This window comes from Bordetella sputigena (assembly GCF_965137885.1).
GTDB lineage: Bacteria > Pseudomonadota > Gammaproteobacteria > Burkholderiales > Burkholderiaceae_B > Bordetella_C > Bordetella_C sputigena.
The window spans coordinates 220,826-240,500 of record NZ_CBCSCA010000004.1 but is presented as its reverse complement, the minus strand read 5'-3'; the positions used below and the strand labels follow the sequence as shown (position 1 = coordinate 240,500).

16 protein-coding genes are annotated in these 19,675 nt (G+C 66.5%); 9 read left to right on the top strand and 7 right to left on the bottom strand.

All coding sequences use genetic code 11. The annotated features are described in order from the left end of the window. Positions 1-17: 17 nt before the first annotated feature. Together galE and ACNA0R_RS09725 are read left to right on the top strand one after the other, a co-directional pair. Positions 18-1,055: a UDP-glucose 4-epimerase GalE gene (gene galE / locus ACNA0R_RS09730; protein WP_415825778.1), complete on the top strand. Its 1,038-nt coding sequence runs from the start codon at positions 18-20 to the stop codon at positions 1,053-1,055. Positions 1,056-1,274: 219 nt separating this feature from the next. Further along, on the top strand, positions 1,275-2,423 hold the full coding sequence (locus ACNA0R_RS09725) for an AI-2E family transporter (RefSeq protein WP_415825777.1): 1,149 nt from the start codon (positions 1,275-1,277) through the stop codon (positions 2,421-2,423). Between the two features lie 89 nt (positions 2,424-2,512). Here the strand turns inward: ACNA0R_RS09725 and ACNA0R_RS09720 are convergent, their stop codons facing one another. The 3 genes from ACNA0R_RS09720 to ACNA0R_RS09710 form a co-directional block, all read right to left on the bottom strand. Continuing rightward, on the bottom strand, positions 2,513-3,382 hold the full coding sequence (locus ACNA0R_RS09720) for an NAD-dependent protein deacetylase (protein WP_415825776.1): 870 nt from the start codon (positions 3,380-3,382) through the stop codon (positions 2,513-2,515). A 7-nt stretch (positions 3,383-3,389) separates the two neighbouring features. After that, complete coding sequence (gene epsC / locus ACNA0R_RS09715) at positions 3,390-4,334, bottom strand: serine O-acetyltransferase EpsC (protein WP_415825774.1); 945 nt, start codon at positions 4,332-4,334, stop codon at positions 3,390-3,392. Between the two features lie 255 nt (positions 4,335-4,589). Beyond that, on the bottom strand, positions 4,590-5,426 hold the full coding sequence (locus ACNA0R_RS09710; protein WP_415825772.1) for an inositol monophosphatase family protein: 837 nt from the start codon (positions 5,424-5,426) through the stop codon (positions 4,590-4,592). Positions 5,427-5,998: 572 nt separating this feature from the next. On the opposite strand from ACNA0R_RS09710, the gene ACNA0R_RS09705 reads away from it, so the two are divergent. Both ACNA0R_RS09705 and ACNA0R_RS09700 read left to right on the top strand, forming a co-directional pair. After that, on the top strand, positions 5,999-7,012 hold the full coding sequence (locus ACNA0R_RS09705; protein ID WP_415825771.1) for a TRAP transporter substrate-binding protein: 1,014 nt from the start codon (positions 5,999-6,001) through the stop codon (positions 7,010-7,012). After that, positions 7,012-8,898: a TRAP transporter large permease gene (locus tag ACNA0R_RS09700; RefSeq protein WP_415826061.1), complete on the top strand. Its 1,887-nt coding sequence runs from the start codon at positions 7,012-7,014 to the stop codon at positions 8,896-8,898. Before ACNA0R_RS09705 ends, ACNA0R_RS09700 begins: the two co-directional genes overlap by 1 nt. A gap of 8 nt (positions 8,899-8,906) precedes the next feature. On the opposite strand, the gene ACNA0R_RS09695 is transcribed toward ACNA0R_RS09700, so the two are convergent. Both ACNA0R_RS09695 and ACNA0R_RS09690 read right to left on the bottom strand, forming a co-directional pair. After that, the gene (locus tag ACNA0R_RS09695; protein WP_415825770.1) at positions 8,907-9,911 is read right to left on the bottom strand and encodes a DUF72 domain-containing protein; all 1,005 of its coding nucleotides are present in this window, start codon (positions 9,909-9,911) and stop codon (positions 8,907-8,909) included. Between the two features lie 169 nt (positions 9,912-10,080). Beyond that, positions 10,081-10,530, bottom strand: a complete 450-nt coding sequence (locus ACNA0R_RS09690) for a PA2169 family four-helix-bundle protein (protein ID WP_415825769.1) — start codon at positions 10,528-10,530, stop codon at positions 10,081-10,083. A 432-nt stretch (positions 10,531-10,962) separates the two neighbouring features. On the opposite strand from ACNA0R_RS09690, the gene ACNA0R_RS09685 reads away from it, so the two are divergent. Then, entirely contained in the window at positions 10,963-13,041 is a 2,079-nt protein-coding gene (locus ACNA0R_RS09685) for an ATP-dependent helicase (RefSeq protein WP_415825768.1), read from the top strand. 18 nt (positions 13,042-13,059) lie between these two features. On the opposite strand, the gene ACNA0R_RS09680 is transcribed toward ACNA0R_RS09685, so the two are convergent. Together ACNA0R_RS09680 and ACNA0R_RS09675 are read right to left on the bottom strand one after the other, a co-directional pair. After that, complete coding sequence (locus ACNA0R_RS09680; protein ID WP_415825767.1) at positions 13,060-13,296, bottom strand: hypothetical protein; 237 nt, start codon at positions 13,294-13,296, stop codon at positions 13,060-13,062. A 142-nt stretch (positions 13,297-13,438) separates the two neighbouring features. Beyond that, positions 13,439-14,359 carry a DUF72 domain-containing protein gene (locus ACNA0R_RS09675; protein WP_415825766.1) on the bottom strand — a complete coding sequence of 307 codons (921 nt, stop codon included), beginning with the start codon at positions 14,357-14,359 and terminating at the stop codon, positions 13,439-13,441. Positions 14,360-14,533: 174 nt separating this feature from the next. On the opposite strand from ACNA0R_RS09675, the gene ACNA0R_RS09670 reads away from it, so the two are divergent. The 4 genes from ACNA0R_RS09670 to ACNA0R_RS09655 all read left to right on the top strand — a co-directional run bounded on the left by ACNA0R_RS09670 (position 14,534) and on the right by ACNA0R_RS09655 (position 19,671). Further along, on the top strand, positions 14,534-15,586 hold the full coding sequence (locus tag ACNA0R_RS09670; RefSeq protein ID WP_415825765.1) for a magnesium and cobalt transport protein CorA: 1,053 nt from the start codon (positions 14,534-14,536) through the stop codon (positions 15,584-15,586). 23 nt (positions 15,587-15,609) lie between these two features. After that, positions 15,610-16,221 carry a thermonuclease family protein gene (locus tag ACNA0R_RS09665; protein WP_415825764.1) on the top strand — a complete coding sequence of 204 codons (612 nt, stop codon included), beginning with the start codon at positions 15,610-15,612 and terminating at the stop codon, positions 16,219-16,221. Positions 16,222-16,459: 238 nt separating this feature from the next. Further along, entirely contained in the window at positions 16,460-18,697 is a 2,238-nt protein-coding gene (locus ACNA0R_RS09660) for an ABC transporter substrate-binding protein (RefSeq protein WP_415825763.1), read from the top strand. Further along, positions 18,694-19,671 (top strand): ABC transporter permease, encoded by a 978-nt coding sequence (locus ACNA0R_RS09655; protein WP_415825761.1) that lies wholly within the window; start codon positions 18,694-18,696, stop codon positions 19,669-19,671. Before ACNA0R_RS09660 ends, ACNA0R_RS09655 begins: the two co-directional genes overlap by 4 nt. The last annotated feature ends 4 nt before the right edge of the window (positions 19,672-19,675 follow it).

Sequence of the window (19,675 nt, the reverse complement as noted above, 5' to 3'; positions counted from 1 at the left end):
CGATCCATGGAAAGGCAATGACGACGCTATTGGTCACCGGCGGCGCCGGCTACATCGGCAGCCACACCCTGATAGAACTGATAGGCGCGGGATACCGCCCCATTGTCATCGACAACCTGTGCAATGGCAGCCGCGCCGCCGTGCGTCGTGTCGAACGCATCGTCGGCACGCATATCTCGTTCGTGGAAGGCGACATCCGGTCCGCGGGGTTGCTGGATGGCTTGTTCGCCTTGCAGAAGCGGCAAGGCCAGCCCATCGAATGCGTGCTGCACCTGGCCGGCGTCAAGGCGGTGGGCGAATCCGTGCGCGATCCCATCAAGTACTTCGACAATAACGTCTCCGGCACCGTGGCGCTGCTGTCGGCCATGCGCGACCATGGCGTTCGCCGCCTGGTCTTCAGCTCATCCGCGACGGTGTACGGCGTGCCGCGCTTCCTGCCCTTTACCGAGGAGCATCCGCTGCATCCGACCAATCCGTATGGACGATCCAAGCTGATTGTCGAGCAGATGCTGCAGGACGCCTGCGCCGCCGATACCGGGTTCAGCGCGGTGACGCTGCGCTACTTCAATCCCATCGGCGCGCATCCGAGCGGGATGATCGGAGAAAACCCGCGCGACGTGCCGAACAATCTGTTCCCCTTCATCACGCAGGTGGCCGTGGGCAGGCAGCCCCACCTGAAGGTCTTCGGCGATGATTACGATACCGAGGACGGCACGGGCGTGCGCGATTACCTGCACGTCATGGACCTGGCCGCGGGACATGTGCGCGCCGTCGACTACGCGCTGGGCCATGCCGGCTTCGTGGCCGTCAACCTGGGCACGGGCAAGGGCACCAGCGTCATGGAATTGGTGCGCACCTTCGAACGCGTCAACGGCCTGCGTATCCCGTGCCGGATCGAGGCGCGGCGGCCCGGCGACGTGGATCGCGTGTGGGCCGACGCCAGCCTGGCGCGGCGGCTGTTGAACTGGCAGACCACCCACGGGGTGGAGAGCATGTGCCAGGACGGCTGGCGCTGGCAGCAGGCCAATCCGGAAGGGTACGGCGCCACGCACTGAGCGCCGGCGCGGACACGGTGGCGCCGCGCCCTGGACGGCCGGGGTGGCGGAAAAAGGGGTGCGGGAAGAAGGAGGCCAGCCGGGGAGGGCGGGCACGGAGCTTGCTCTGCAGGCGCACCGATAACCCCACGACCCGAGGGCCGTGGCTCCCCGCAAGACTTCCGCTTACCGCATCCCATGAGCTCTCAGCCTCGCGTGCCGTCCGCCCCCGCGGCGACCGTGTCAGAAGCCGCCGTGCAGACGGTCCAGGCTGCCGCCTCCGCGCCCAACGATAGTCCCACGACGATGGCGCCGCCGCGCGCCTTCGACCGCCGGCACGCCGCGCTTTCCATCATCGCCGTGCTGGCCGTGGTGTTCGCCCTGCAGCAGGCGCGCGATTTCGTGATCCCGGTAGTGCTGGCGATCATCCTGTCCTATGCGCTGGACACGCCGATGGCCTTTCTGCATCAGCGCATGCGCCTGCCGCGCGTGATCGCGGCGACCGTCGTCGTGCTGGCCTTGCTGGGGGTGGTCGTGTTCGGCATCTTCGCCTTGCGCGGACAGGTGATGTCCATCGTGGACAGCCTGCCGCAGACGGCGCAGAAGGTCTCGCGCTCGCTGGCAAGTTTCAGCGGCGGCAACGGGTCCATCGTCGACAAGGTCCGCTCGGCGGCCAATACCTTGAGCACACCGGAAAAGCCGCGCGCCGGCGGCGAGCGCGTGGTGGTGACGCGACCCGCGGACAAGCTGGAAGACATGTTGCTGGCCGGATCGCTGGGCATCGCCGAGTTCCTGGGGCAGTCCTTGATGGTCACCTTCCTGGTGTTCTTCCTATTGATGGCCGGCGACACGTTCAAACGCAAGTTCATCCATTTATGCGGGCGGAACCTGAGCGAGAAAAAGGTCAGTGTGCACATGCTCGGCGAGATTCACCGGTCCATCCGCCTGTACATGATGATGATGGTCGTGACGAACGCCTTGCTGGGCGTGCTGACGTGGCTGGCCTTCCGCGCCATCGGCCTGGATAACGCGGGAACCTGGGGCGTCGTCGCGGGCGCGCTGCACATCGTTCCTTATTTCGGCCCCCTGCTGGTGGCGTTGTTCACCGGGGTGGCGGCGCTGGTGCAGTTCGGCGAGCTCGGGCCGGCCATCCTGGTGGCCGGCGTATCGCTGCTGATCGCGGCCTTGATCGGCTTCGTCGTGCAAACGTGGATGACCGGACGGATCGCCCGGATGAACCCGGTGGCGGTATTCGTGATCCTGCTGCTCTTCACCTGGGCCTGGGGGCTGTGGGGGACGCTGCTGTCGATCCCGATCGCCGTGATCGTCAAGGTGGTGGCCGACCATGTGCAGGGCTTCGAGGGCGTGGCCGAGTTCCTGGGCGAATAGGGTTATCCCCAGCTTCTGTGGACAACCCTATGGATAGTCTGCGAACAGCGGGCAAAAACCCTTTGTAGATAAGGACTTGCCGTTCGAGGTCAAAATCCGGCCAGGTCCGGCGCGGGCCTGCCGGCGGCCGGCACGACAGGCAGCAGCGGCACGAGCGCTCCGAGGGCGTCCGCGCAGGGCTGTTCCAGTTTCAGCGCCAGCAAGGGATCGGCGCGGGTGCGCCCCAGGTTGATGGCGGCGATGGGCTGCCCGGCGCGGCCGGCCGCCGCCACGAAGCGATAGCCCGAATACACCATCAGCGACGACCCCACCACCAGTACCGCATCGGCCCGCGCCAGCGCCTCGTTGGCCCGCGCCACGCGATCGCGCGGCACGGTTTCGCCGAAGAACACCACGTCAGGCTTGAGGATGCCGCCGCAGACAGGACAGGGCGGCACCTGGAAACCGGAAAAGTCCAGATCGTCCAGGTCGGCATCGCCGTCCGGCGCATCCCCGGCGGACAGATCGCGCCATAGGGGATTCAGGGCTTCCAGGCTGTCCTGCATTTGTTCGCGCGGCAGCAAGTGTCCGCATTGCGTGCAGATAACGCGATCCAGGCGTCCGTGCAGGTCCACGACGTCGCGGCTGCCGGCTCTTTCGTGCAGGCCGTCGACGTTCTGCGTGACCAGCAGCGAGAACCGCCCCTGGCGCTCCATTTGCGCCAGCGCCAGATGGGCAGCGTTGGGCGCCACGTTGCCGAATGTGCGCCACCCTATCATTCCGCGCGCCCAGTAGCGTGAACGGGACAGCGCGCTACCCATGAAGGTGGCGTAATTCATGGGCGGACGGCGCTTCCAGGCGCCTTCGCTGTCGCGATAGTCGGGGATGCCGGAACCGGTGCTGCAGCCGGCGCCGGTCAGCACGAACAGGCGTGGATGCGCCAGCACGAAGTCGCGCAGGGCATGCAGGTCGTCCGCCATCGGCGCGTCAGCCGCCAAGGCCGGCGTCCGGAGAGGTATTCAGCGTGCCCGCTTGCGTGACGTTGGAGCCGGGCGGCACGTCGCGCGTCAGCCACACGTTGCCGCCGATCACCGAACCACGGCCTATCGTGATGCGGCCCAGGATGGTGGCGCCGGCATAGACCACCACGTCGTCTTCCAGCACCGGGTGGCGCGGCAGCCCTTTCTTGAGCTCGCCGTTTTCGCCCGGCGGAAAGCGCTTGGCGCCCAGCGTCACCATCTGGTACAGCCGCACGCGGTCGCCGATGACGGCGGTTTCGCCGATCACCACGCCCGTGCCGTGATCGATGAAGAAGCTGCGGCCGATGGTCGCCGCCGGGTGTATGTCTATGCCCGTATCGGCATGCGCGATTTCGGCGACGATGCGCGCCAGCAGCGGCACGCCCAGCAGATGGAGCTCATGCGCCAGGCGATGATGGATCATCGCCATGACGCCGGGATAGCACAGCAGCACTTCGTCGACGCTGCGCGCCGCGGGGTCGCCTTGATAGGCCGCAATGACGTCCGCGTCCAGCTTGCGGCGGATGCCCGGCAGCTGGGCGCCGAACGCGCGCACGATTTCCTCGGCGCGTTGTTCCGTTTCGGGCCGGATGGGACCGTGATTGCGCTCTACCGAGTTCAGCTCCAGCCGCACCTGATGCAGCAGCGCGTCCAACGCGGAGCCTATGGTGTGGCCGACGTAGTAATCCTCGACTTCCGCGCGCAGGTCGATCGGCCCGAGCCGCATGGGAAACAGGGCGCCGCAGAGCGCGGCGACGATCTGGCGCACGCTTTCCTGCGAGGGGTATTCGCGCACGCCGCTATCGCGCAGGCGTCCCAGGGGCTGGCGCCATTCGGTACGGACGGTGCGAAGTTCGGAAACGATGCGGTCCACATTCCAGGACGCGCTGCGGTGATTCAAGGGTGCGTTCATGGCGCTCCGGCTGGGGGATACGAGAGGCACGCGTGCCGACGCGGATCGCGACGGCCAGCGCGGCCGTCTGCGGGACAGCGCTAATTTACCCCGATGGCGCAGGGCTCGCCCGGGCAAACCTTGCGGCGTACAGGGTTTATGGGTGGGTGGACCGCGCACCGGCGGACGCGTCGGGTGCTGCGCGTACCGGTTGCCTGTCGACCGTGCTGCTGGCCTCGCAGCCGTCAATGGGCCGGGGGCAGCGAGCGCCAGGGCTTATTCGTCGCCCAGCAGCAGCCGGCGCGCGGCTTTCCAGCTGCCGGCGTCCGGCGCATACAACAGTCCGCCGCCGCGATGCGTGGGCTTGTAGGGAGAACCATCGAAATGCGCGCTATAGCCGCCGGCTTCGTGGTGCAGCAGCCAGCCCGCCGCATGGTCCCACGGCATCAGGCGACCATACAGCAGCACGTGCGCGTGGCCGCCGGCGATCATGCGGTATTCGTGGGCAGAACAATTGAGTATGTTCGAAGACGCCAGCCCCAGGGCGTTCGCATTGACGATCCCGCGCAGCGGGTCGTCCAGATGGCCCACGGCGATCAGCCCCGTCATATCCTGGACCGGCGCCGGGTCGGCCACCCGCAGCGGGGTCTGCGCGCCGTGTTCGTTTTCCAGCCACGCGCCTTCCCCGCGCACCGCGATGGCGGCGTCGCGGCACAGCGGGTCGTAGATGATGCCGGCCATGACTTCGCCGCGGCTGACCGCCGCGACCATCACGCCGAACAAGGGCAGGCCGGCGACATAGTTGCGCGTGCCGTCGATGGGATCGATAAGAAAGGCCAGTTCGGCATCGATCCAGACGTTCAACAGCGCGGGATTGCGCGAACAGGCTTCCTCGCCGACCAGCACGGCGCCCGGATAGGCGCGCGCCAGGCGCTCGCCGATGAAGCGCTCCGCCGCCTCGTCGGCGTCCGTCACGAGGTCCAGCGGGGATGTCTTGCTGCGCACGGCATCCGTCGACAGGCGACGAAAACGCGGCATGATCTCGGCATCCGCGGCTTCGGCCATCAACGCGGCAATGCGGCGTGTTTCTTCGCGTGTAATCGATCGGAGCATGGCGGTGGATAGGCGGCCCGGGCCGCGCATGGCGGCGGGCGGCGCATGAAGCCGGGGAGGGGCTCGAATCTACCATGAGCGCGCGTCCCGTGGCTGACACGATCGCACGGGCGGCGCTGCACCGATTCTGACCGGCCGTGCCAAGTGCTTGAGCAACAAGGCATTTTTGAATCTGCCCCAAAGCTATCCCAAGGGTTGTCCACAAAACGTGGGGATAAGGGCGGCGGCATGGTCCCTGGGCCATCCCTGCGCGCCCGTCGCAAGTGCTTGTCAGGCCAGGGATTTTCCGACCTGCTCAGCCGCTATCCCAAGGGTTGTCCACAAAAGGTGGGGATAAATAGCTAGGAAGAATCGTAGGGGCGTTGAAATGCTCGATGTCCGCTTGCAATAGTGCGAGAACATTCTTAAACCATGCGCAATGACCCTATGATTTAATACCTCGCCACGCGCCGGGAGGGGCCGATGTGTCGATGTGTGCGGCGCCCCGTGCTGCCGTCCCACCGCTACGCGTGAGCGGAAACCGCGCCATGCGATGGCGCGGATAAAACAAAACGGAGACAAAGGAAGCCACGATGGACACGACACGACGGAAGTTAATGTTGGCGGTTGCCGGCGGCGCGGTGGTCGCTGCCACGCCCGTGCGGCGCGCCATGGCCGCGCCGGAATTCCGCTACAAGTACGCCAACAACCTGCCTGCCACGCACCCCATGAACGTGCGCGCGCGCGAAGCCGCCGCCGCCATCGCCAAGGACACCAACGGCCGTTTTCAACTGGATGTGTTCCCCAGCAGCCAGCTGGGCTCGGATACCGATACGCTCAGCCAGTTGCGCGCCGGGGCCGTGGAATTTTTCACCTTGTCGGGCCTGATCCTGTCCACGCTGGTGCCCGCCGCGTCGATCAGCGGGGTGGGCTTTACCTTCCCCGATTACGACACCGTATGGAAGGCCATGGACGGCCCCCTGGGCGCCTTCATCCGGCAGGAAATCCAGGCCAAGGGTCTGCTGGTGATGGACAAGATCTGGGATAACGGTTTCCGGCAGGTCACCACCAGCACCCGGCCCATCAATGGGCCGGGGGACTTCAAGGATCTGAAGATCCGCGTGCCGGTCAGCCCGCTGTGGACGTCGATGTTCCAGGCCCTGGGCGCGGCGCCGGCCAGCATCAACTTCAACGAAACGTATTCGGCGCTGCAGACGCGGATCGTCGATGCGGAAGAAAACCCCCTGGCCATTATCCAGACCGCCAAGCTGTACGAAGTGCAGAAGTACTGCTCCATGACGAATCACATGTGGGACGGCTTCTGGTTCCTGATGAACCGTCGCGCCTGGGAGAAACTGCCCAAGGACATCCAGGGCATCGTCACGACGCACATCAACGATGCCGGCATGAAGATGCGCGCCGACACGTTCAAGCTGAACGGCGAACTGCAGACCCAATTGGCCCGGCAGGGGCTGGTCTTCAACACGCCCGATCCCGCGCCTATCCGCGAGGCCCTGCGCAAGGCTGGCTTCTACAAGGAATGGCAGGGCAAGTACGGCGATAAGGCCTGGGCCATCCTGGAACAGTCGGTCGGCAAACTGTCGTGATGCCCGACGTGCGCCCGTCGGCCGCCGGCGGCGGCGCCGCCGCCGGGCCCGGCTGGGTCCGCGGGCTGGATGCCGCGCTGGGGTGGCTGGTCGAAATTCCCGCGGCCATGCTGGTCGTCGCGGAGATCGTCGTGCTGTTCGCCGGCGTCGTGGCGCGCTACGTATTCCATACGCCGCTGGTCTGGTCCGACGAGCTGGCGTCCATCCTGTTCCTGTGGCTGGCCATGCTGGGCGCCGTGGTGGCGTTCCGCCGCGGCGAACATATGCGCATGACGGCCCTGGTAAGCCGCGCGTCGCCGGCGGGGCGCGCTTTCCTGGACGTGGTGGCCATGGCGGGCGCGCTGGCCTTCCTGCTGATGATCGCCATGCCGGGCTATGAGTACGCCATCGAGGAACAATACGTCACCACGCCGGCGCTGGAAATCTCCAATATCTGGCGGGCCGCCGCGTTGCCCGTCGGCACCGCGCTGATGATATTGATCGGGCTGCTGCGCCTGGCGGGCCGCGCGCGTTGGCGGGTAACGCTGGGCGCGGTTGTGCTGGTGGCGGCCATCGTCGCCGGCATGATGGCGCTGCAGCCGGTGTTCGCGCAGCTGGGCAACGCCAACCTGGTCGTCTTCTTTGTCGGCGTCGTTGCCGTGTGCGTGTTCGCCGGCGTGCCCATTGCCTTCTGCTTCGGCCTGGCCACCTTCGGCTATCTGGCCTTGAGCACCGGCACGCCCATGATGGTGGTCGTGGGGCGCATGGACGAGGGCATGTCGCACCTGATCCTGCTGGCCGTGCCCATGTTTGTTTTCCTGGGCGTGCTGATCGAAATGACGGGCATGGCCGAACGCATGGTGGGGTTCCTGGCCAGCCTGCTGGGACATGTGCGCGGCGGCCTGTCGTATGTGCTGATCGGCGCGATGTACCTGGTGTCCGGCATATCGGGCGCCAAGGCCGCCGACATGGCGGCCGTCGCGCCGGTGCTGTTCCCCGAGATGCGCAAGCGTGGCGCCCGCGAGGGCGATCTGGTGGCGCTGCTGTCGGCGACCGGCGCGCAAACCGAGACGATCCCGCCCAGCCTGGTGTTGATCACCATCGGTTCGGTGACGGGCGTGTCGATCACGGCCTTGTTCACCGGCGGCCTGCTGCCGGGCGTGGTGCTGGGGCTGATGCTGTGTTTCGTGGTCTGGCGCCGCAGCCGCCATGAAGACATGAGCATGGTCACGCGGGCGACGCGCGGGCAGATCCTGCGCGCGTTGCTGATCGCGCTGCCGGCCTTGGCGCTGCCCTTCGTCATCCGCGCCGCGGTGGTGGAAGGCGTGGCGACCGCCACGGAAGTATCGACCATCGGCATTGTCTATTCGGCGCTGGTCGGCCTGCTGGTGTATCGGCGTTTCGACTGGAAGCGCCTGTGGCCCATGCTGATCGACACGGCCAGCCTGTCCGGCGCTATTCTGCTGATCATCGGCGCCGCCACCGGCATGGCCTGGGCGCTGACGCAATCCGGCTTTTCCCATCAGTTGGCCGACATGATGGCCGGGCTGCCGGGGGGCGCCTTCACTTTCATGGCCGTGTCCATCGTGGCCTTCGTCATCCTGGGCAGCGTGCTGGAAGGCATACCGGCGATCGTGCTGTTCGGCCCCTTGCTGTTTCCGATCGCCAGGCAGATCGGCGTGCATGAAGTCCATTACGCTATGGTGGTGATCCTGGCCATGGGCATAGGCCTGTTCGCGCCGCCGTTCGGCGTCGGCTATTACGCGGCCTGCGCCATCGGCCGCGTCGCGCCGGACCGCGGCATGCGGGCCATCGTCGGCTACCTGGTGTCCATCGCGATCGGACTGGCCATTGTCGCGGCCGTGCCCTGGCTGTCCATCGGTTTCCTGGGCAGCGCGGCGCCGTGAGCCGCGGGCTATAGCGCCGCCTGCAGCGCGCTCATCAAGCCCTGCGCGTTGCGCATGCCCTGGTCTTCGAAGTTGGTGTTCAGGATGACATGCGTCTTGCGCACGCGCTCGGCCAGGGCGCGTACGCGGCGGGCCAGATCATCCAGTTCGGCCCCGCTGTATTCATAGGTGAAGCGGCTGGACGATGCATTGCCGGAGGCCGTCCATGCCGCCGCGTTGCGTCCATGCATGCGGACCACGGCCACGTCGTCGCGCGTCGTTTCCCATATCGGCGGTACGGTGTCCTGGAATCCTGGCGGCGCATCGACCACGGTGTGCGCCGCGCGAAGGTCGCGCAGGAAGTCCAGCGTGGACGCCCTCGCGGCGCCGTCGAACCAGCCGCGATCGCGAAACTCCACCGATGCGATATGGTCTTCCAGGCGTTCGACGCAATCGGCCACGCGCGCGCGGCCGCGCGCATCGGGCCTGACCCAGCGCGGAAACTGGAAATGCACCGTACCCAGCTTGCCGGACATGCGCAGGGGCTCCAGGGCGAATACGAAGCGGCGCCAGGTTTCGTCGACGACGTCGCGCGGTAATTGGTCGATGAAAACCACGTCACCGCGGGTGTGGGCGTTCGCGCGGGTGCCGGCGTCGAATAAGGCATCGGGCAGCGCGTCGCGCAGATCTTCATCCAGCGCCGACACCGGCGTCTGATGGCCGGTAAACAGGCGGAATGCCTTGATGCTGAAGACGAAGTCGTCCGGCGTGCGGGTGGCCCATGCCTGGGCGTTGCGCGCGGAGGGCAGCGCGTAATAGCTCGAATCGATCTCCGCGATGGGGAACCTGGACGCGTAGTAACGCAGCCGGGCTTCCGCCGTGGATGCGTCGGCCGGATAGAAGCGGCGGCAGGCCAGCAGGGTGGGATCGGTCCAGGAGGCCGTGCCTACCAGGATGGACGGCACCGTCGGCCGGGATCGCGGAGGCGGTACTTGCCCCGCGCGCTGGGGATGAATGGGTTCTGTCGTAGACATGGCGCTCGCGTCGGGTCGCGGCGCATTATCTCAGGACATGCGGTGTCACGGTGGTCCGGTTCCCGAAGGCTCCGTCGCGGGGCCCCTGGCGATGGGGCTGGCCGGGACGGACGCGCGGCGTCGACGTCCCGGGCGGCGGAGTTTCAGGCACCGGCCGGGCATACCGGCGTCAGGCGTTGGCGCGGTAACGGTCGCGCAGGGCGCGCACCTGGTCATGGTTGCGCAGCACACCTTCGTACTGCTTTTGCACCACGGCGCGGATGTCTTCCGGCAGGGGCTCGCGCAGGGCGTCGGTGTAGTCGTGCTTGGCGACGTCCTCGCCGCGTTCGCATTCTTCCAGGATGGCGGCGTCGGTGCGGCCCGCGACGGCGGCCTTCAGATGGACCCAGCCGCGGTGCACGGCGCCGGCGACGCTGCCGCTGGTTTCAGGCTTGCCGCCCAGGCGGGCCACGATGGATTGCAATTCCGCGGCGCCCGATGCGCAGTCGCTGGCGCGATTCTGGAACAGGCCGCGCAGTTCCGGGTCCTTGGTGTCCTCGGCTGCGGCCAGAAAGCCCTTCTCGCCGTTCTTGCAGGTTTCGACCAGGTTGTTGAGCAGTTTGACGATACGATCGGCCATGGCATTTCTCCTTCGTGGTTGAATCGGCGCTCCGCCCGCCGCGGCAGCGCATACGCGGGGCTGCCCCGCAAACCACGTACCTGGTTGGGCAGGCTCTCCGCCGCACGCCGTTGGGCTTGCCGTGCCGCCGCCGCGGCGATCGCGCGCCGCTGCAGCGCTGATCGCGGTGGCCGCGGCTACCGCTGCTACCGCCGCTACCGCTGCTACCGCCGCTACCGCTGCTACCGCCGCTACCGCTGCTACCGCCGCTACCGCTGCTACCGCCGCTGCTGCCGCTACCGCCGCTGGCGTCCATGCCGTCCATGCCGCGGCCATCGTGGCCGCCGGGCCGGGCCGATGGTCGTGGACTGAGGTTTTATCCAGTATCATGGCGGCCTCGCACCCCCGCTGCGGGTGCGTGCCCATCCTTACCGCCCTGGCCCCGTCGCCCTCATGTCAGAACGCCCCGGCGCCGCCGCGCCCGATCCTCTCGCCGACCTCAATCCCAGCCAGCGCGAGGCCGCCGAATACGGCGCCACGCCGGAAGGCGGCGGGCCGCTGCTGGTGATCGCCGGCGCGGGTTCCGGCAAGACCAGCACCCTGGCGCACCGCGTCGCGCATTTGATCCTGAAAGGCGCCGACCCGCAGCGCATGCTGCTGCTGACGTTCTCGCGCCGCGCCGCGATAGAAATGGAGCGGCGCGCCGGCGCCGTCCTGCAGAAAGTGCTGCGGCAACACGCCGGCCATACGCCGCCCGCGCTGCCGTGGGCGGGTACCTTCCATGCCATCGGCGCGCGCCTGCTGCGCGAGTTCGCGCCCCGCATCGGCCTGGCCGAGGCCTTCACCATCCACGACCGCGGCGACGCCGAAGACCTGATGGGCATGCTGCGCCACGAGCTGGGATTATCTTCGACGGAATCGCGCTTCCCGCTGAAAGGCACTTGCCTGTCGATCTATTCGCGCGTGGTGAACAGCCAGTCGCCGCTGGACGGCATCCTGAAGGACGTCTACCCCTGGTGCGCGCAATGGGAAGAAGAGCTCAAGCGCCTGTTCCGCGCCTATGTGGAAGCCAAGCAGGCGCAGCAGGTACTGGATTACGACGACCTGCTGCTCTACTGGTCGGAGATGATGGCCCATCCCGAAATCGCCGGCGACGTCGGCGGGCGCTTCGACCATGTCATGGTCGACGAATACCAGGACACCAACCGCCTGCAGGCCGCCATCCTGCTGGGCATGAAGCCCGACGGCAAAGGGCTGACGGTGGTCGGCGACGACGCCCAGGCCATCTATTCCTTTCGCGCGGCGACGGTCCGCAACATCCTGGACTTTCCCGGCCAGTTCAGCGCGCCGGCCAAGGTCGTTACGCTGGAGCGCAACTATCGTTCGACCCAGCCCATCCTGGATGCCTCCAATGCGGTCATCGCGCAGGCGCGCGAACGCCATGCCAAGCAGCTGTGGACCGAGCGCAAATCGTCCAACCTGCCCAAGCTGGTCAGCGTCAGCGATGAAGCGGGCCAGGCGCGCTGGGTGGCGGACCAGGTGCTGGCGCAACGCGAGGCCGGCGCCACGCTGAAATCGCAGGCGGTGCTGTTTCGCGCTTCCGGACACAGCGCGGCCGTGGAGCTGGAACTGACGCGGCGCAATATCCCTTTCGTCAAGTTCGGCGGCTTGCGCTTCCTGGAAGCCGCGCACATCAAGGACCTGCTGGCGCTATTGCGATGGGCGCAGAATCCGCGCGGCCGGATGTCGGGTTTTCGGGTGGCGCAACTGGTGCCGGGCATCGGACCCGCGACGGCGGGCAAGCTGCTGGACGCGATGGACGCCGCCACGGATCCGCTGGCGGCGCTGGACGGCTTCAAGCCCGGCAACGCCGCGCGGGAGGACTGGCAGGCATTCGCCCAGGTGTACAAGGATCTGTGCGCCCCCGGCCTGGCATGGCCGGCCGATCTGGATATTGCATTGCGCTGGTACGGACCCCACCTGGAACGCCTCTATGAAGACGCCCGCGTGCGCAAGTCGGACCTGGACCAGCTGGCGCGCATCGCGTCAGGCTATGGCTCGCGCGAACGCTTCCTGACTGAATTGACGCTGGACCCGCCGGACGCCACCAGCGCCGAGTCCGGCGCGCCGCTGCGCGACGAAGACTACATGATCCTGTCCACCATTCATTCGGCCAAGGGACAGGAATGGAAGTCGGTCTACGTGCTGAACGTGGTGGACGGCTGCATACCTTCCGACATGGCGACCGGTTCCGCCGAGGAAATCGAGGAAGAACGTCGCTTGCTTTACGTCGCGATGACGCGTGCCAAGGAAGACCTGCATTTGATCGTGCCGCAGCGCTTCTATGTGCACCAGCAGACGGGAATGGGCGACCGTCACGTCTATGGATCGCGTACGCGGTTCATACCGGACGGCATGGCGTCATTGTTCGAGTTCCTGCCCAAGCTGCCGGAGCTGCCGGCCTCGCGCGCCGCGGCGCCGGCGCCAACCGCGCAGCTGGATGTGGCGGCACGGCTGCGCAAGCTGTTTTGAGGTCTTGGTTTTAAGGCCTTATTTCTTCTGGCCGCCCTTGTCCTTCGGCGCCTTCCAATCGACGTCGTCCTTGGGGGTGGAAATCTTGCGATCCGCCTTTTCCGCCGCGCTGGGCGAGATCGGATCGCTGGCCGGGAAGGTTTCCTCGATGGCTTCGTCCAGCGATTCCTGGTAGGTATGTACCTTGTCGTCCGCATGGCCGGCATTCTTGTCGGCTTTGTCCTGGCGACCTTGCTTCGGGTCTTCTCGCGTCATGATGTTCTCCGTTAGGCGCAGTGGATCGGCCCGCACCGCCACCGCGCGCACTGTTTCGGGGACGACGCCGGGTTGACGGCGCCACCGCCTGCCCATCAGCAAACGGCATGCCTTTGCCGCACGCCCGCACGCGCGGCAAGGCTCAATCGGGCACCGGTTCCATCGGCAAGCGCAGCGCGCTCATCAAGGCGCGGGCGTCGCGTGGCGCCATCACCTTGGCGTCGTTGTCGAAATAGCAATAGACATCGCGCGGCCCCGTCGATGCCGTGCGCGGGCCGGCCAGCCGGGCGCCACGCGGGGTGGTGCCCCGCGTCCAGGCGGCGATGCGCCGTGCCCGGTCGGCGATGGCTTCCTCGCTGTAACCGCTGGTGTACAGGGCCTGATCGCCATGCAGGCGGATATAGGCGAAGTCCGCGGTGGCGTCTTCCAACAACGGATACTTGCCCGCGGTGTCCGCGGTCACCAATGCGACGCCGCGCTGTCGCAGCGACTCGATGAAATCCGGACAGGCAAAGCTGGGATGGCGTATTTCCAGCGCGTGACGCAAGGGACGCCTGGCGTCCGTTGCGGTGTAGTCGCGCCCGTTCAGCCGCGCGCCGTGCCGTCCGGCCATCCGCGCCGCGGCCTCGGTATCGCGCGGCAGCATATCCAGGAAGGGCTCGATCCGCGCCGGGTCCCATTGCAGGGTAGGCGGCAACTGCCAGAGAAATGGCCCGAGCTTTTCGCGCAAGGCCAGCACCCCGGACGCGAAAAAATTGGCCAGCGGCTCATCCAGATTGCGCAGGCGCAGCGTATGCGTGATGAAACGCGGGCCCTTGACCGCGAAGACGAAGCCGCCGGGCGTCTCGTCGCGCCAGTGTTCGAAGAAAGCCGGTTTCTGCAACGAATAGAAGGTGCCGTTGATTTCGACAGTGCAGACCTTGCGCGAGGCATAGGCCAGTTCCTTGTCCTGCGGCAGGTCCTCGGGATAGAAGCGGCCGCGCCATGGCGCGTAGCGCCAGCCGGAAATGCCGATGCGTATCGCGCCCTTGCCGCCGCCGGGTCTTCGCCTGTGTTCAGCCATGCGTGGGTTCCATACGTGACAATGTCGGGCCGGGTCGCTGCAAGCGCCATGCCGTGCACAACCTTGGCCGCGTAGCGGATGCTCCGCACCCCGGTGCTATCATCGTCGGCTGCCCGAAACGGACCGGCCGCCGCGCGGTGCACGGGACGCTTTGAAAGCCATGAAGGAATTGCCATGCAGGATCCCGAACCGAAGCCGGCATCAGCTCCGGATACGGCGCCCGCCGCGGGCGCGGCGACGCCCGGCACCGAATACAACGGCGAGGTCGTCGCTTCGATCTCATACGTGAAGGGCCGGCGCGACTCGGCCGTCCCGATCGAGCAGATCCATTCCTATGTGGGCCAGTCGGAGCGCCTGTTGTGGCTGGGGGTGAAGAATCCGCATCCCGAATTGCTGACGCGCGTGGGCGAAGAGCTGCGGCTGGGGCCGAAGGCCATGGAAGAAATCCATCAGCCGCACAAGCGCCCGAAGATCATCGATTATGGCAACGTCGTACTGGTGGTCGCGGTCACGCTGGAAGTGGACGGCGATCGGCCCCTGTTCGGCGAAACGCAGCTGATCATCGGCGACGGCTTCCTGTTCACCGTGCGGCGCGGGTCGACGGCGCCCTATAGCGCGCTGCGGGAGCGCCTGGAAGCGGCGCCCGACCTGCTGGCGCGCGGCAGCGATTACGTCGCTTCGGAACTGCTCGATTTCCTGGTCGACCGCTATGTCCAGGCGGTGACCAAGCTGGAAGGCCTGGTGGAGAACGCGGAGCAGAAACTCTTGATCCGCGGCGCGAAGGACACGGATATCCGCAGGCTTTACCGGCAGCGGCGCGACCTGCTGCGCATCCATAACGCCATCGCGCCGATGGCGGAAATCTGCCGCCGGCTGGCGCGGGTGGAAATGACGGCCATCGACGAGCATGCCAGGCCTTATTTCGCGGAAGTGGCCGACCGGGTGATGCGCATCGATGAACTGGTGGCGGCGCTGCGCGACGCGCTGGCCTTCGCATTCGAAGCCAGCCTGATGATCGGGCAATCGCAGCAGAACGACACGACCCGCCGCCTGGCTTCGTGGGCCGCCATCCTGGCGGTGCCCACGGCGGTGGCGGGCATCTACGGAATGAACTTCCAGCACATGCCGGAATTGAGCTGGGAATATGGTTACCCCGTCACGCTGGCCGGCATCGCCACGGCGTGCGGGTTGTTGTATTGGCGTTTTCGGAGAGCAGGGTGGTTGTAAGGGCAGGACGGGGAGTACGAGGTTTGAGTACGGTGTTGCGGCGCTTGGGTGTGTCGCGACCCATCATCGCGGTGGTGGCGGCGGTGGCGAGCGTGGGCGTGGCGTATTGTTCGTCGTCGCGCGGCCCCGCGGTCAAGACCAACACGGCCTACACCCTGGAAGGACGCATCGTCCGCGTCGCCGACGGCGATACGGTAACCCTGCTGGGCGCGAACAACCGGCAGTACAAGATCCGCCTGGCCAGCATAGACGCACCCGAGACGGGCCATGGCAAGGACAAGCCGGGCCAACCCTACGCGCAGGCCTCGCGGCAGAATCTGGAAAGCCTGGTCGCGGGCCGCACCTTGACGGCGCGCTGCTACGAGCAGGACCGCTACGGCCGGGATGTGTGCGACCTGCCGGCGCCGGACGGCGAAACCGCCAACCGCAAGCAGGTGGCGGCCGGTTATGCCTGGGCCAACACCGCCCGCCACGGCGAGTATCTGCGCGATACGTCGCTGCCGGCCGCGGAGCGGGCGGCGCGCGAGGCCCGCAAGGGTTTGTGGGCGCAGCAGGGCGCCGTCGAACCCTGGGTGTGGCGCTTCCAGTGCTGGAACGAGCACAAGTGCGCCGTGGCGGCGCAATCGCGTCCTTGAAACCCAATAGGCCCTGTGGCGGCGCAATCGCGCCAACATGCGCCCTGGCGGCGCAATCGCCATTGACGCGGCAGCGGTCCAAACGCGGGGCTTCCGTGGCGCTGCAAGCGTGACGCCGACGCCAGGGATTACCCCTGGTTCCTGATCCAGGGCGATTCTCGGGCGGTCAATCCGTCCTATATCGGAGGCCAGTTTGCTATCCTTGCCGCGACATCGACTTGCGGCGGGATCGAGGCAAATGGGGAGCATCAGGCGGCTTTGGGTCATGGCGGCGCTTTGCGTCGCCGCGCTGGCGGGCTGCGGACAGGAAAGTCCGATCAACAGCCCCTATCCGTCCGGCGCGGAAAAGGACAATACGCTTTACACCGCCTTTACCCGGAATTCGCCGAAATACCTGGACCCGGCCAGTTCCTATTCGGTGGACGAGACGCCGTTCACCTATAACGTCTACGAGACGTTGTACGGCTACGACTACCTCGCGCGGCCGTACAAGCTGATCCCGCGCGCGGCCGCGAACATAGACGTTCCCAGCTACCTGGACGCCCAGGGCAAGGCACTGCCGCGGGATGCCCCCGGCGAGAGCATCGCCGAAAGCGTGTATGAGATCCCCATCCGTCCGGGCATACGTTTCCAGCCGCATCCGGCCTTCGCGCGCAATGCGGATGGCAGCTATGTCTATTTCCCACTGCGCCCCGGAGAACTCGACGATAAATCGGCGATTCCCGATTTTCCGCAAACGGGTACGCGCGAGCTGACCGCCGACGACTACGTGTATGCCTTCCGCCGGCTGGCCAGCCCGCGCATCGTGTCGCCTATCTATTCCCTGATGGCGGACTACGTGATCGGGATGAAGGACTATGGCGACCGCCTGCGCGCGCTGGATCAGCAGGCCCGCGCGCAACTGCCTCCGGGCGAGCGCGACCTGCCCTGGCTGGATCTGCGGCAGATCGGTTTCGACGGCGTCACCGCGCCGGATCCCCACACCCTGCGCATCCGCATCAAAGGCAAGTATCCGCAGTTCAAGTACTGGCTGGCGATGACCTTCACCGCGCCGGTGCCGTGGGAAGCCGAACGCTTCTACAGCCAGCCGGGCATGGCCACGCGCAACCTGTCCTTGAATACCTGGCCGGTGGGCACGGGCCCCTACATGATGGTGGAGTCCTTGCAGAACCGCCGCCATGTGCTGGCGCGCAATCCGAACTTCCATGGCGAACCCTATCCCTGCGACGGCGAGCCCGCCGACCGCGCCGCGGGGCGGCTGGCCGATTGCGGCAAGCCCACGCCCTTCATCGACCGCGTGGTATTCAGCATCGAAAAGGAATCGACCCCGCTGGCCGGCAAGTTCATGCAGGGCTATTACGACATTCCGCAGGTGGAGCGCGGCGAGTACGGCGTGGCCATGCTGGTGGCCGCGGGCGATTCGCCGGACAAGGCCGCGCGCTATCGCGAACACGGCATCCAGCTGCCCACCACGGTGGAAACGCAGAACTGGTATATGGGCTTCAACTGGAACGACCCGGTGGTCGGCAAGGGCGATACGCCGGAAAAGCAGGAGCGCAATCGCAAGCTGCGGCAGGCCATCAGCATCGCCTTCGATTGGGAGGAGTACATCGCCATCTTCGAGAACAGCCAGGCGGCGGTGGCCTACGGTCCGGTGCCGCCCGGCGTGCTGGGCTACAAGGCCGCGCCCGAAGGCATCAATCCGGTGGTGTACGACGTGGTCGACGGCAAGCCCGTGCGCAAGTCCATCGAGCGCGCCAGGCAACTGCTGGCCGAAGCCGGCTACCCCGGCGGCCGCGATGCCGTGACCGGCGAGCCGCTGGTGCTGCACTACGACGCCATGACGGGCATGGGCGCCAGCCCGATGTTCGACTGGATACGGCGGCAGCTGGACAAGCTGGGCATCCAGCTGGACGTGCGCTCGACCGATTACAGCCGCTTCCAGGACAAAATGCGGCGCGGTACGGCGCAGATGTTCATGTGGGGCTGGAACGCCGATTATCCGGATGCCGAAAACTTCCTGTTCCTGCTGTACGGTCCCAATGCCAAGGCCTCCTCGGGGGGCGAGAACGCCTCGAATTACGCCAACCCGGAGTTCGACAAGCTGTTCGACCAGATGAAGTTCCTGGACGACGGGCCCGCCAAGGCCGCCATCATCGACCGCATGGTGGCCATCGTGCAGCGCGACGCGCCGTGGATGTTCGGCTACTTCCCGATGTCCGGCGGGGCCTACCAGCAATGGGTGGGCAATGCCAAGCCGACGCAGATGGTGCGCAATACCCTGCAGTATATGAAGCTCGATCCGGCGCTGCGGGTGCGCAAGATAGACGAATGGAACCGGCCCATCTGGTGGCCGCTGGTGCTGCTGGTGGCGCTGATCGCGCTGGCGATATGGCCTTCGTACCGCGCCATGCGCAGGCGTGAGAAGCAGACGGCATTCGGCGACCGTGCCGCCTCCGCCGGGGAATCGACATGACCGCATACATCATCCGCCGCCTGCTGTACGGCGTCCTGATCCTGATCGGGGTGAACCTGTTCACCTTCCTGCTGTTCTTCGCGGTGAACACGCCGGACGATATGGCGCGGCTGTCGATAGGCGGCCAGCGCGTCAGCCAGGACGCCATTGATAAGTGGAAGGCCGAGCGCGGCTACGATAAGCCGCTGTTCTACAACACCGCGGCCGACGGCGGGGGCCGTTTTACCGACACCATCTTCTACCAGCGTTCGGTGCCCTTGCTGCGCATGGATTTCGGCGCCTCGGACGCCGGCCGCGACATCGGCCGCGAGATACGCACGCGCATGTGGCCCAGCCTGGCGCTGGCGGTGCCGACCTTCGTGCTGGGCCTGTGGGCGAGTATCGCGTTCTCGCTGCTGCTGGTGTTCTTCCGCGCGACGCGGCTGGATTTCTGGGGTGTGGTGCTGTGCGTGGTGCTGCTGTCGATATCGGGGCTGTTCTACATCATCGCGGGCCAGTGGATGTTCTCGAAAATACTGAGCCTGGTGCCGTATTCCGGCTACGCCGGCGGGCTGGATGCCGTCAAATTCCTGGCGCTGCCGGTGGCGGTGGCGATCGTGTCGCGGCTTGGGCCGGAAGCGCGCTTCTACCGCACGTTGTTCCTGGAGGAAATCAGCAAGGATTACGTGCGTACCGCGCGCGCCAAGGGTTTGACCGAAACGGCGGTGCTGTTCCGCCACGTGCTGCGCAATGCGCTGCTGCCGATCCTGACCGGGACCGTGGCCACGCTGCCTTTGCTGTTCATGGGCAGCCTGATCGCCGAGTCCTTCTTCGGTATTCCCGGGCTGGGCAGCTACACCATAGACGCCATCAACGCGCAGGATTTCTCCATCGTGCGGGCCATGGTTTTCCTGGGATCGGCGCTGTACATCGTCGGCCTGATCCTGGCGGATCTTTCCTACACGCTGGCTGATCCCCGCGTGCGTTTCGAGTAAAGCG